General features: G+C 66.4%; 11 protein-coding genes. 4 read left to right on the top strand and 7 right to left on the bottom strand.

The window, feature by feature from the left end:
• The first annotated feature begins 42 nt into the window (after nucleotides 1-42).
• Nucleotides 43-909 carry a DUF6279 family lipoprotein gene (locus tag ACX12D_RS01625; protein ID WP_459372689.1) on the top strand — a complete coding sequence of 289 codons (867 nt, stop codon included), beginning with the start codon at nucleotides 43-45 and terminating at the stop codon, nucleotides 907-909.
• 28 nt (nucleotides 910-937) lie between these two features.
• Here the strand turns inward: ACX12D_RS01625 and ttcA are convergent, their stop codons facing one another.
• The 3 genes from ttcA to ACX12D_RS01610 form a co-directional block, all read right to left on the bottom strand.
• Nucleotides 938-1,879, bottom strand: coding sequence for a tRNA 2-thiocytidine(32) synthetase TtcA (gene ttcA, locus ACX12D_RS01620; protein ID WP_150992013.1), 942 nt, complete (start codon nucleotides 1,877-1,879; stop codon nucleotides 938-940).
• Between the two features lie 155 nt (nucleotides 1,880-2,034).
• The gene (locus ACX12D_RS01615; protein WP_459372687.1) at nucleotides 2,035-2,448 is read right to left on the bottom strand and encodes a dihydroneopterin aldolase; all 414 of its coding nucleotides are present in this window, start codon (nucleotides 2,446-2,448) and stop codon (nucleotides 2,035-2,037) included.
• Between the two features lie 70 nt (nucleotides 2,449-2,518).
• Entirely contained in the window at nucleotides 2,519-3,346 is an 828-nt protein-coding gene (locus ACX12D_RS01610; protein WP_459372686.1) for an SDR family oxidoreductase, read from the bottom strand.
• A 15-nt stretch (nucleotides 3,347-3,361) separates the two neighbouring features.
• Between ACX12D_RS01610 and ACX12D_RS01605 the strand changes: the two genes are divergently transcribed.
• Both ACX12D_RS01605 and ACX12D_RS01600 read left to right on the top strand, forming a co-directional pair.
• Nucleotides 3,362-4,588: a class I SAM-dependent methyltransferase gene (locus ACX12D_RS01605; RefSeq protein ID WP_459372685.1), complete on the top strand. Its 1,227-nt coding sequence runs from the start codon at nucleotides 3,362-3,364 to the stop codon at nucleotides 4,586-4,588.
• A gap of 35 nt (nucleotides 4,589-4,623) precedes the next feature.
• Nucleotides 4,624-4,818, top strand: coding sequence for a DUF2905 domain-containing protein (locus ACX12D_RS01600; protein ID WP_459372684.1), 195 nt, complete (start codon nucleotides 4,624-4,626; stop codon nucleotides 4,816-4,818).
• Between the two features lie 755 nt (nucleotides 4,819-5,573).
• On the opposite strand, the gene ACX12D_RS01595 is transcribed toward ACX12D_RS01600, so the two are convergent.
• The 4 genes from ACX12D_RS01595 to ACX12D_RS01580 form a co-directional block, all read right to left on the bottom strand.
• The gene (locus tag ACX12D_RS01595) at nucleotides 5,574-6,809 is read right to left on the bottom strand and encodes a multifunctional CCA addition/repair protein (protein WP_459372683.1); all 1,236 of its coding nucleotides are present in this window, start codon (nucleotides 6,807-6,809) and stop codon (nucleotides 5,574-5,576) included.
• 8 nt (nucleotides 6,810-6,817) lie between these two features.
• Nucleotides 6,818-7,507 (bottom strand): glutathione S-transferase family protein, encoded by a 690-nt coding sequence (locus tag ACX12D_RS01590; RefSeq protein ID WP_459372682.1) that lies wholly within the window; start codon nucleotides 7,505-7,507, stop codon nucleotides 6,818-6,820.
• Nucleotides 7,508-7,708: 201 nt separating this feature from the next.
• Nucleotides 7,709-8,734, bottom strand: a complete 1,026-nt coding sequence (locus ACX12D_RS01585; RefSeq protein ID WP_459372680.1) for a complex I NDUFA9 subunit family protein — start codon at nucleotides 8,732-8,734, stop codon at nucleotides 7,709-7,711.
• A gap of 105 nt (nucleotides 8,735-8,839) precedes the next feature.
• Entirely contained in the window at nucleotides 8,840-10,792 is a 1,953-nt protein-coding gene (locus tag ACX12D_RS01580; RefSeq protein WP_459372678.1) for a lytic transglycosylase domain-containing protein, read from the bottom strand.
• 96 nt (nucleotides 10,793-10,888) lie between these two features.
• On the opposite strand from ACX12D_RS01580, the gene ACX12D_RS01575 reads away from it, so the two are divergent.
• Nucleotides 10,889-11,497, top strand: coding sequence for a 5-formyltetrahydrofolate cyclo-ligase (locus ACX12D_RS01575; protein WP_459372677.1), 609 nt, complete (start codon nucleotides 10,889-10,891; stop codon nucleotides 11,495-11,497).
• Nucleotides 11,498-12,164 lie beyond the last annotated feature (667 nt).

The raw sequence follows: 12,164 nt of genomic DNA, 5'->3' as shown, positions 1-12,164 counted from the left end.
CTGTGCGGGGACCGTGTCCGGTGTCTCCTTCTGGTCACAGCCGTGGTCGCCCTGACGGCCTGCAATGCCCTGAAGCTAGGCTACCAGCAGGGCGACCGGCTCGCCTACTGGTGGATCGACAATTACGTCGACGTCTCCGCCAGCCAGGAACCCCTAACCCGCGACGCCATCGCCCGCTTCTTCGCCTGGCATCGCAAGGACCAGTTGCCCGAGATCGCCGGCCTGCTGCGCCAGGCCAAGAGCGAGGTACAGCAGCCGGTCTCCACCGCCGCGGTGGGCAAGATCCAGGACGACGCCCAGGGCCTGGCGCGCGTTGCCTTCGACCGCTCCACACCCGACGTGGCCGACCTGCTGCTGACGCTGACCCCTGAGCAGATCACCCGCATGGAGAAGAAATTCGCCGACGCCAACGCCAAATACCGCAAGGAATACCTGCGCCCCGACCCGGAGGCCCGCGAGGAGGCCCGGTTCGACAAGGTGATGGGCTACGCGCGGCTGGTCTACGGGCGCTTTTCGAGCGATCAGGAGGCCACGATCCGACGCGCCATGGCGCCCGTGGTGCAAGGCGCCGAGGCGCGCTATGCGGAACGCGTCAAGCGCCAGCAGGAATGGCTCGCGCTGGTGCGCCAGGTACAGGCTGAGCATCCACCCAAGACCCAGGTCGTGGAGATGCTAAGGCGCTATGGCGATCACTGGCAGAACCCGCCCACGCGGGAGCGCGGTGCCCGTTACGACGCCAACAAGGAGGCCGGGCTGGCGCTGACCGTCACCATTGCCAACCTGACCACACCGGAGCAGAAGGCCCACGCGGCGGATCGCTTCCAGAAATGGATCGATGACGCGAACGCGCTGATGCGCGATGGCTCCGCCAATGCGGCGGCGCCCCGGCCAACGCGCGCTGAGAACTGAGGCAGGGGCCGGGAGACCGGCCCGTGGCCTATTCGGCGGCAGGCTGCGCCGGGCTGGCGGGCGCGGACTTCTCGAAGCGCACAAATTCCAGCTTGTTCTCTTCCATGCCGCCCGCGAAGACCAGCGGCTGCTGGGAGAAGGTAGTCTCGCCGAACAGCGAAGCCTCGTCCACCTTGGCCAGGCCGGTTGCCAGCCCGTTGAAATCGAACAGATCGGTATCGGCCAGATGCGACGGCACCACGCTGCGCAGCGCGGCAAAGATATTGTCGGTGCGCCCCGGATTGGTCCGCTCCCACTCCAGCACCATCTCCTTGACCTTCTTGCGCTGCAGGTTTTCCTGCGAGCCGCACAGGTTGCACGGGATGATCGGGTATTCCATTGCGCGCGCGTAGCTGGCGATATCCTTTTCAGGGCAATAGGCCAGCGGGCGGATCACGATGTGCTGGCCGTCGTCGGTGGCCAGCTTGGGCGGCATCGCCTTCATCTTGCCGCCGAAGAACAGGTTCAGGAAGAAGGTCTGGATGATGTCGTCGCGATGGTGGCCGAGCGCGATCTTGTTGGCGCCGAGTTCTTTCGCGGTACGGTAGATCACGCCGCGGCGCAGGCGCGAGCACAGCGAGCAGGTGGTCTTGCCCTCGGGCACCTTCTCCTTGACGATGGAATAGGTATCCGCGTCGACGATCACATACTCCACCCCCACCGATTTCAGGTAAGCCGGCAGGATGTGCGCGGGAAAGCCCGGCTGCTTCTGGTCCAGGTTCATCGCGATCAGCTTGAACTTGACCGGCGCGCGCTTTTGCAGTGCCATCAGCACCGACAGCATGGTGTACGAGTCCTTGCCGCCGGAGAGGCACACCAGCACCGTGTCGCCATCCTCGATCATCTTGAAATCGCCGATGGCGCGGCCCGTCTGCGACTGGAGATAGGTCTCCAGGCGGAAGAAGTTCTTGGAATGCGTGGTGGCGGTCATGGCGATGGGGCGAAGGGACGAATGGGTACGGCAAAGCAAGGGCAAAACGGCGCGCAATGCGGCAGCTGCATCACATGCAAGCTGCCGGGGCCGGAGAACCCGGCATTTTACCGTGAGCCGCCACCCCGCGCCGGCAGCCCGCCAGAGCGGCGCACTTACTGGCCAGCCGGCTCGCTCTTGATGTGGAACACCTCGACGCCGACCGAATCGCAGTCCGGGTACACATCCGGCTTTTCGGTCGATACGCGCACGGCGCGCACCTTGGGGTGCTTGAGCATGGCGCGCGCCACGTCGTCGCACAGGGTTTCCTGCAGGTGCACGTGGCCCTGCGCCATGCGCTCGGCGACCGTATTGCGCATGAAATCGTAGTCCACCACTTCCTGCAGCTTGTCGTCCTGGGGCGTGCTCTGGGCCAGCGGCACGAACAGGTCGATATTGATCAGCACGCGCTGTTCGCCCTTTTTCTCGAATTCGTGCACACCGATATTGATCTGCACTTCGTAGTTGCGCAAGAACATGCGGCGGCAGTCTTGCAGGCTGGGATGTGTGAGGGCGGCGAGCATGGTCATGATGGGGAGAGGAAAAAAGGAGAAAGAAGGCGCGCGCGGACTTGGCGCGCGCGCCGGATACGTTATTCGATCATTCGGTCAGGAACATCACGTCGCGCGCCAACGGCATCAGGTGCTGGCCGCCGTCGACGTAAAGCGTGGTGCCGGTCACGGCGCGCGCCTCGGCCAGGTAGGCCACCGCCTGCGCGATGTCTTCCGGCGTGGACGACTGCCCCAGCGGCGTCATGCGGTGGGCGCGCCGGAAGCCCGGGCTGGACTGGTCGCCCGAGACCATGGTGATGCCGGGCGCCACGCCCACCACGCGCAGCTTGGGTCCCAGCGCCTGGGCCAGCTGCACGGTAGCCGTCTGCAGTGCCGCCTTGGACAGCGTGTACGACAGGAAGTCCGGATTCAGGTTATCCAGCTTCTGGTCGAGCAGGTTGATGACCACGCCGCGCTGCGTGTCCGACATGGCACGGTGCATTTCGCGCGCGAGCAGCAGCGGCGCGGCCACATTGGTGCGCATATGCGTATCGAGCGAGGCATAGGAAAAGCTGGTGGCCACGTCGTACTGGAACAGCGAGGCATTGTTGACCAGGCAGGTCGGCACGCCCAGCGCATCGGTGCAGGCCTTGATCAGCGTGGCGGTGGACGCCTCGTCGGCCAGGTCGGCCTGCAGCACGGCGGCACGCTGGCCACCGGCGCGGATCTGTTCGGCCAGCGCCTCGGCCTCAGCCACGGAGCGATGGCAGTGCACCGCCACGTCCCAGCCACGCTGGGCCAGTTCCAGCGCGATCACACGCCCGAGCCGGCGCGCGGCGCCAGTGACGAGCGCGATGCCGCGCGCGGGGGTAGCGGAAGCTGCGGCGGCGGTAGCGCCGGCAGGCGATGTGGAGTCAGGGGATTCGGAGGCTGGCATTGCTACAATCGCGGTATGCACAAAGGCGCTAGTTTACCCCTTCCCCCCGCTGACGCACTGTCGGCGTCCGCCGCGCTGAGCGCGCACATCGGCCAGGCTATCGACGACGCGGGCGGCTGGCTCGGTTTCGACCGCTATATGGCGCTTGCGCTATATGCGCCCGGGCTGGGCTACTACAGCGGCGGCGCCGCCAAGTTCGGCCGCGACGCGCGCGATGGCAGCGACTTCATCACCGCCCCCGAACTCAGCCCGTATTTCGCCCGTACACTCGCGCGCCAGTTCGCGCCGCTGCTGGCGCAGGGCCTGTCGCAGCTCCTGGAATTCGGCGCCGGCACCGGCCGGCTCGCCGCCGACCTGCTGCTGGCCCTGGAGCAGGAAGGCCAGTTGCCCGAGCGCTACGCCATCGTCGAGCTCTCCGGCGAGCTGCGCGCGCGCCAGCAGGCCACGCTGGCCACGCGCGCGCCGCATCTGGCCCCACGCGTCGCCTGGCTGGATACGCTGCCCGAGCATTTCGAGGGGATCGTGGTCGGCAATGAAGTGCTGGACGCCATGCCGGTGCGGCTGTTCGCCCGCAGCCACGGCCGCTGGCTGGAGCGCGGCGTGGCCCGCCGGGACGGCGATGCTGACGCATCCGACGCATCCGACGCATCCGGCGTATCCGACGCAGCCTTCGGCTTCTCGGACCGTCCCGTGGCGGCCGACGCCCTGCCCGCCTCGCTGCACGCCGTGGCCGGCGACCACGACATCGTCACCGAAACCCACGCCGAGGCCGAAGGCTTCATGCGCGCAGTAGGCACGATGCTCACGCGGGGTGCGGTGTTCCTGATCGATTATGGTTTCCCCGCTGCCGAGTACTACCATCCGCAGCGCGTCGGCGGCACGCTGATGTGCCACTACCGCCATCACGCCCACCCGGACCCCTTCCTCTACCCCGGCCTGCAAGACATCACCGCCCACGTCAACTTCAGCGGCATCGCCCACGCCGCGGCCGATGCCGGGCTGACTGTAGCCGGCTTCGCCTCGCAGGCGCGCTTCCTGATGAATGCCGGCATCACCGAGCTGCTGATGGCGCTGGACCCCAACGACACGCGCAACTTCCTGCCCGCCGCCAACGCGGTGCAAAAGCTGCTGTCCGAGGCCGAGATGGGCGAACTGTTCAAGGTGATCGCGCTGACCCGCGACTTCGATGCGGCGCTGCCGCTGACAAGCTTCGCACGCGGCGATCGCAGCCACGCGCTATAGTCCGCGCATTTCACCCTCCCCCTAGGCACCCCAACATGCTGCGCTGGACCCTCACCATCTTCCTGGCCGTCATCGTGCTTTCGGCGGCACTGCCCTGGCTGCAGAAGCTGGGGCTGGGGCGGTTGCCGGGGGATTTGCGGTTTCGGTTGTTTGGGCGGGAGTTTGTGTTGCCGTTTGCTTCGACGGTTTTGTTGTCGATGGTGGCGTTGGTGATTGGGAGGTTGTTTTAGGGGGAGAGGGGGGGACGGGGGGGGACACTGCAACTGCAGCTGCAACTGCAAAATCAACTTCAACTGCTTAACTTCAAGGTCAAAGGCAACTGCAGTTTCACCTCCCCTGCGGGGCGGCGACCTACTTTTTTGTCTTGCCAAAAAAGTAGGCAAAAAAGGCGCGCCGGATGGGGCGACTACCCCTCGGGATTCGACGAAAAGAGCGGCCGGGACCCAAACTCGCATCGCCTTAAGGCGATACTCAGACATGGGTCCCTCTTTTCCGCTCTTTTCGTCGAATCCCGAGGCGCCCCATACGGCCTTGGCACACCTTCACGGCTCGCTTCGCGTCGCGCACGGGTGTTGCCCGCCTGGGGGCGGGAAACACGGCTTACCACAGAGGGATCAAATTTCGATTCGGTGTAGCCGTGGTTGCCGCCTCCAGGCGGCAACCACCCACGCGCGATGCGAAGCGAGCCGTCTGGGTTTTCATCTCCCGTTATGGGGCGCCTCGTCGTCGGGCGAAAAGAGCGGAAACGAGGAGGCCATGTTTGAGTATCGCCTTAAGGCGATGCGAGTTTGGCCTCCGGCCGCTCTTTTCGCCCGGCGACGAGGGGGGGTCGCCCCATCCGGGTCGCTTCTTTGCCTACTTTCTTGGCGAGCCAAGAAAGTAGGTCGCCGCCCCGCAGGGGAGGTGAAACTGCAGTTGAGGTTGAAGTTGAAGTTGAAGTTGAAGTTAAGCAGTTGCAGCTGAATTTGCAGTTGCAGTCAAACCCCTACCCTCCCAAACTAGCCGCCACCGCCGCCACCCGCGCAGCATGCACCCGATCCTTGATCACCCCAGGATCCCCAGCACATTCCCTCGCCACGGCCCCGGCGTCCACCGAAGCCGCCGCCTCCAGCGCCATCATCAACCGCGCCGTCTGCGGATACTCCCGCGCCTCAAACCCAAGCCGTCCCCGCGCATCCGCCTCGCATGCCTGCAGCACTTCGGCAAACCGCGCCGGCTTGCGCAACGCATCGCACCGCTCCAGCAATCGCGTCAGCGCAGCCGCGCCAAACTCCTCGGCGCGATGGATATTGCCATGCTCGCGCGCCACCACCACGGCCAGGTCGCGGCAGTCAGTCGGCACGCGCAACCGCTTGCAAACCGCTTCAAGCAATGCCACGCTGCGCTGCTCGTGCCCGATATGGCGCGGCAGCACATCCTCGGGCGTGGTGCCCTTGCCCAGGTCGTGCATCAGCGCGGCAAAGCGCACCGGCAGCGAGGTGCGCATCGCGGCGGTGGTATCGACGACCATCATCACGTGTACGCCGGTATCCACCTCCGGGTGGTAGTCGGCCCGCTGCGGCACGCCCCATAGCCGGTCCAGCTCGGGCAGCAGCCGCGCCAGCGCCCCGCATTCGCGCAGCACCTCGAACATGCGCGAGGGCCGTGCCTCCATCAGGCCGCGCGCGAGTTCCTGCCAGACGCGTTCGGCCACCAGCGCGTCGACCTCGCCGGCTTCCACCATCCGGCGCATCAGCACCAGCGTCTCGGGGGCTACCGTGAAATCATTGAAACGCGCGGCGAAGCGCGCCACGCGCAGGATCCGCACCGGGTCTTCGGCGAAGGCGTCCGACACATGGCGAAACTGCCGTGCGGCGAGATCACGCTGGCCGCCGTAGGGGTCGATCACGGGGCCAGTGAGCGCGCCGTCGTCGCCCACCGCCTGCGCCATGGCGTTGATGGTGAGGTCGCGCCGCACCAGGTCGTCTTCCAGCGTCACGTCCGGCGCGCAATAGAAGGAAAAGCCCTTGTAGCCCGCCGCGGTCTTGCGCTCGGTGCGGGCCAGCGCGTACTCCTCCCGGGTCCTGGGATGGAGGAATACGGGGAAATCCTTGCCTACCGGCTTATAGCCCTGGGCTTCCATCTCGGCCGGGGTTGCGCCCACCACCACGTAGTCGCGGTCCTGGCTCGACAAGCCAAGCAGGGCGTCGCGAATGGCGCCGCCTACGGCATACACCTGCATGGACGAGCTCAATGGTTGATCACGACCGCATCGGCGCGATCGGGGGTGAGGCGGTAAGGCTCGTCGGAGGCGAGGAAATCGCGCTCTTCACGGGCATCGGCGATCCACGCCTGCATGGCCGGCAGCGCCAGGATAAAGTCCGCATATTGCTTGGCGCCCTCCGGCAGATGGATGCCATAGGTGGCAAAGCGGCTGACCACCGGCGCGAAAAATGCATCGGCAATGGTGAATGCGCCGAACAGGAACGGGCCTGTGGCCGCATGGCGCGCGCGCAGGTCCGACCAGATCGCGGCGACACGGTCCACATCGCGCTGCACCGCTACGTTCCAGCCCATGCCGGGCAGCACCGCGGTGACGTTCATCGGCAGCTGGCTGCGCAGGTTGCCGAAGCCCGAGTGCATCTCCGCGCAGATCGAGCGCGCATGCGCACGCTCGGCACGGCCGGCCGGCCAGAGCTGCTTCTCGGGAAAGGACTCGGCCAGGTATTCGGCAATCGACAGCGAGTCCCACACCGAGACATCGCCATCGACCAGCACCGGTACCTTGCCGGTCGGCGAGTGCTTCGCGACCGCTTGCTCAAACCCGGCCACGAACAAGCGCACCTTGACCTCCTCGAACGCAATGCCAGCCTGGCGCATCAACAGCCAGGGGCGCAACGACCAGGAAGAGTAATTCTTGTTGCCGATGACAAGCTTCATCGCAATATCCTTGCAGGAAAACGTGGGGGGAGCGCGCACGGCCGGGGCAAGCCCGCAGCGCGAAGCGTGCGGCGGCAAACGCACGCCGGGGAACGAACCATTGTAGCCAGCCGCGCCAAGCGCCTCCAAGCGAATTACGCTCGCAGCGATGTGAATCCTGGTCACATGCGAAGGGCAAAACCGGGCCGGGCGGCCTGCCGCTCAACGATACCCGCTGCGCCGCAGTCCCAGCATCTGGCTCTCGTGACCGCGGCCCGCCAGCACATCGGTCATCACCACCTCCAGCCCGACCGGCTGGCCCAGCCCAAGCTCGGGCGCGACCGGCCCGCGCATGACATTGTCGAGCCGCATGGAGTCCAGGTTGTCGCGCGACATCACCGGCGCGCCCGGCATGTGTTCGAGGATGGCTGCCTGCACGCGGGCCAGGGCGTCGGGCAGATGCAGGACCGGGCGCGGGTGGCCGCTGGCGCGGCCCGCAAAACGCACCAGCTCCTCCAGCGTGTAGACCTGCGGCCCCGCCAGGTCGTAGGCGCGGCCGATGGTGTCCCGCGTCGCCATGGCGTTGACCATGGCCTGCGCCACGTCCTGCACGTACACCGGCTGGAACCTGGCTTGCGCGCAGGCGAGCGGCACTACGGGCGCCAGTTGCTGCATTTGGGCGAACAGATTGAGGAAATGATCGTCGGGGCCGAATATCACGGACGGACGGAAGATGGTCCAGTCCAGCGCGCTCTCGCGCACCACGCGCTCGCCGTCGCCCTTGCTGCGCAGGTACATCGACGGGCCGGCGCTGTCGGCGCCCAGCGCGCTCATGTGCAACAGCCTGCGCACGCCAGTGCTGCGGCAAGACTCGACAACGCGCCGCACGAGGTCCACGTGGGCGGCGGCAAAGGCCGCGCCGTAAGGCTCGGCGCGTTCGCCATGAAGAATGCCGACCAGGTTCACCACGATGCCGTCGGTGCCCAGCGTGCCAATGGCGGCGTTCAGCGCAACATCGTTCCTCACGTCCAGCTCGATCACCTCGACGCGCGGCAACAGCAGCAGGTGCTGCGCATGCTCGGCGTCGCGGGTAGCGGCCACGATGCGTTCGGGGTCCAGAGACGGCTCCACGACGGTGCCCGGCTCCAGCGGCGTGGCCGACGCGGTGGCAACACCTGCCAGGCGGGCCACCAGGTGGCTGCCGACAAAGCCGGCCCCTCCGATCACTAGAACGTTGCTGGTCTGCATGGATCTCTCCGCGGCAAGGGACGACTGGCGCACGCTCCAGGGCTGGAGCACGCGCCGGCTACCGCATTGGCCTGCAGACCGCGCTGCCGTGAAGGCGTTACAACCTCAGGGCAGGCTGGTGGTGGTGATCTGCGACGGCGACACCACGCCCAGGCGATCCTTGAGCGACTGCGGCCGGCCGCTCATCAATGCAGCATAGTACGTGGCGTTCGACAGCACATTCTTCACGTAGGTCCGGGTCTCCGAGAACGGAATGGTCTCGGCGAAGATCGCGCCCTCGACCTGGCGCGGCAAGCTGGAGCGCCAGTTCTTGGGACGGCCCGGGCCGGCGTTGTAGGCGGCCGAAGCCAGCGTCCAGGAGCTATCCAGGTCAGTCAGCACCATGCTCATATAGTTGGTGCCGAGCTGGATGTTGATATTGGGATCGCTCATCATCGAGGGCGAGAAGTCCGTCATGCCGATCTTGCGCGCAACCCACTTGGCGGTGGCCGGCATCACCTGCATCAGGCCATGGGCGCCGGCGGACGAGCGCGCGTTCATGATGAAACGTGACTCCTGGCGCACCAGGCCATAGGCCCATGCCATATCCAGGCCCACGTCATCGGTGGCGCGCTGCATGATGTCGCGGTACGGCATCAGGAAGCGCAGCGAGAAGTCATGCTCGGATTGGGTGCGGTCCGCGGTGTTCACGGCGCGGTCCAGCAGCTCGATGCGGCGGGCGTAGTCGGCGGCGGCCAGCAGTTGGCGGTCGGTCATGCCGCGCAGTTCCCAGTTCCATTCGCGATTGCCTTCGAAGCGCAGGTTCAGGTCATACAACTTCTGTGCGCGCAGGAAGCCCGGGCGGGTGCGCATGGCGTTGACCTCGGCATCGCTCACCTGCGTGCGTGCCGGCAGCACGATGCGGTTGCCCAGCTCCTCGCTGGCCAGCTGGCCGTAGAAGTTGAACTGGCCGGCAATCGACTGGAACTGCTTCTCTGCCTCGGCGCCGCGGTTGTCCGCCTTGAGCGCGCGCCCGTACCAGTAGGTCCAGGCCGGGTCCTTGGCGCGCAGCTCGGGGCGCATCAGCTCCACTGCCTGGCGCACCTGCTTCCAGTCACCCTGGCGCAGCGCGGCGCGCACGCGCCACTCCTGCGTTTCGTCGGACAGCCACTGGTTGCCGCCCAGGTCCATCTGGCGGCGGTAGTAGCCGGCCGCCTCGGGGGCGAGCTTCTTGGCGGCGTACTGGCCGACCACGCCCCAGCCGGCGCCCTGCTCGTCGCGCGACAGGCTGGCGGCGTTGGCGCTCAGGTAGGCCGCGGCCTGCGAGGGATCGTTGCGCGCCATCTTGACCACGGTGGCGAGCGTGTTGCTGTCGCCGCGCGCGTCCGGCGCGGTGGCGGCAATACGCCCGGCCAGCGTCACATAGTTCTGCTCCAGCGCCTGGCGTGCCTGGAAGGCCACGTCGCTCGGCTCGATCTGCCTGCTTTGGGCCAGGTAGCCGATCAGGTCGACACAACCTTCGCCGTAGTAGCGCGGATCGCTCAGTGCCGCGCGCGCATCCGCCGCCACGTTCTGGCCCTTGAGCGCGCGCGACAGCAGCGCGTAGCACTCGACCTGTGTATCGTCCTTGAGCACGAACTGCGGGTATTCGGCGTCGAAATTGGCCCAGTCGCGCTTCTTGCCCAGCACCAGCAGCCAGTCATTGCGCATGCGGTCGGCAATGGCCTCGCCCTTGTAGCGCTGCAGGAACGCGCGCACCTGATCGTCAGGGGCATCGATGCGGGCCAGGCCACTGGCGTCGAACAGCTGCGGCTTGATGCGGAAGTACTCGACGTAAGACGAGATCGGGTAGTCCACCAGCGTGGCCGAGATGGCGTCGGTGCGTGCCACGTCGTTTTTGCGCGCGGCTTCGCGCAGCGCCACGAAAGCGTCGTCGGGGTTGCTCGGGATGGCGAGCGACTGCGATTGGGGTTGCGGCTGAGGCCGTTTCTGCGCAAATACCGGCGTGGCAAGCACTGCGCACGCGATCGCCGCCAGGGCGGCCTTGGCCGCACGCTGCGGATATACTCCCTTCGGCATTCTTCTTCCTTGTTGTGACGGCCGGACAACACCTTCCGAGGGCGCGCATCCGACCGTGCAATGTTGGGTCAACAACAAACATTATCCCACGCAGCCATGCCAAGCGACGACGTTCGCAGCCCCTCCGGCGCACCCGGAAAGCCCGACCCTGGCGTGCAGCGAGCAGCGCTGCGGCGCCAGTTGCTGGCACTGCGCGGCGCATTGCCGCAACGCCCGGCCGCCGACGCCAGCATCGAAGCCGCGCTGGCCGCCCTGCTGGAGCGCCTGCCCGTGCATCGCCTGGGCTTCTACTGGCCGATCCAGCAGGAGTTCGACGCCCGTGGCGTGGTCTCGCGCTGGCTGGCCAGCGGCACCGGGCGGCAAGCGGCCCTGCCGGTGGTAAGCCGGCCGGGCGCGCCGCTGGATTTCCACCAGTGGGAGCCGGCTACGCCGATGGTTGCCGGGCATTACGGCATTCCCGTGCCCGACGGCACGCCGCCCTTGCTGCCAGACGTCCTGCTGATTCCATGTGTCGGTTTCAGCGGGGATAAGTTCCGCCTGGGCTATGGCGGCGGGTTCTACGACCGCACGCTGGCGGCGCTGGCCGCCAGCGGGAACGCGCCGGTGGCGATCGGCATCGGGCATGAGGCCTGCCGCGTGGTGCTGGCGCCGCAGGGGCATGATTTGCCGATGGATTGGGTGGTTAGTGAGGGGGGGGTGTTTTGAGGGGGGGGTGAGGGGGGGGTTGAGGGGGGTTGGTCGCTGTTTCTTTGAACGGCGTTGGATATTGCACCCAAGGGCCATACGACGTTGCCCTGCGGGGTTGGTCGCTGTTTATTTCTTCGGCGATGGCATCTTGCACCCAAGGGCCATACGACATCCCCTGCGGGGTTGGTCGCTGTTTATTTCTTCGGCGATGGCATCTTGCACCCAAGGGCCATACGACATCCCCTGCGGGGTTGGTCGCTGTTTATTTCTTCGGCGATGGCATCTTGCACCCAAGGGCCATACGACATCCCCCTGCGGGGGCTGCCGGTCACTTTTCTTTGACCGGCAAAGAAAACTAACGAAAAGAAAGCCGCCCTGCCGGGGGCAGAGCAATAAGGCTATTTGGGTGTCTGTGGTTGCGTCGTACGGCCCGGAGTGTTGGCTGGCGTGTCCAACCGGCCCGAAGGACATCGCTACTGCATGACCCAATGGTCACGTGGTGGTGCCCCTCATCGCTTTGCTCGGTGAGTGTTCGGGCATCTGCCGTTCGCGGTGCGGAGCGCCACGATCCTGCCTGACTTGGTGGTTTCGTGGTTTTGTCTCTGGCGGTGGCCGCCCGGCCATTTGATGCCCTGCCGTACCGGCGCGAGCGGCACCTTGCTATCAACTCCTCTGGTTTCGTGGT

Source organism: Cupriavidus sp. PET2-C1 (genome assembly GCF_054515855.1).
This window is presented reverse-complemented; position numbering and strand designations above follow the sequence as displayed.

What these genes read in the sequence shown, in the direction of transcription:
- ttcA (WP_150992013.1), bottom strand. Translation starts at nt 1,879, where the DNA reads ATGACCGCCACCACGCATTCCAAGAACTTCTTCCGCCTGGAGACCTAT.
- ACX12D_RS01615 (WP_459372687.1), bottom strand. Translation starts at nt 2,448, where the DNA reads ATGACCATGCTCGCCGCCCTCACACATCCCAGCCTGCAAGACTGCCGC.
- ACX12D_RS01610 (WP_459372686.1), bottom strand. Translation starts at nt 3,346, where the DNA reads ATGCCAGCCTCCGAATCCCCTGACTCCACATCGCCTGCCGGCGCTACC.
- ACX12D_RS01605 (WP_459372685.1), top strand. Translation starts at nt 3,362, where the DNA reads ATGCACAAAGGCGCTAGTTTACCCCTTCCCCCCGCTGACGCACTGTCG.
- ACX12D_RS01600 (WP_459372684.1), top strand. Translation starts at nt 4,624, where the DNA reads ATGCTGCGCTGGACCCTCACCATCTTCCTGGCCGTCATCGTGCTTTCG.
- ACX12D_RS01595 (WP_459372683.1), bottom strand. Translation starts at nt 6,809, where the DNA reads ATGCAGGTGTATGCCGTAGGCGGCGCCATTCGCGACGCCCTGCTTGGC.
- ACX12D_RS01590 (WP_459372682.1), bottom strand. Translation starts at nt 7,507, where the DNA reads ATGAAGCTTGTCATCGGCAACAAGAATTACTCTTCCTGGTCGTTGCGC.
- ACX12D_RS01585 (WP_459372680.1), bottom strand. Translation starts at nt 8,734, where the DNA reads ATGCAGACCAGCAACGTTCTAGTGATCGGAGGGGCCGGCTTTGTCGGC.
- ACX12D_RS01580 (WP_459372678.1), bottom strand. Translation starts at nt 10,792, where the DNA reads ATGCCGAAGGGAGTATATCCGCAGCGTGCGGCCAAGGCCGCCCTGGCG.
- ACX12D_RS01575 (WP_459372677.1), top strand. Translation starts at nt 10,889, where the DNA reads ATGCCAAGCGACGACGTTCGCAGCCCCTCCGGCGCACCCGGAAAGCCC.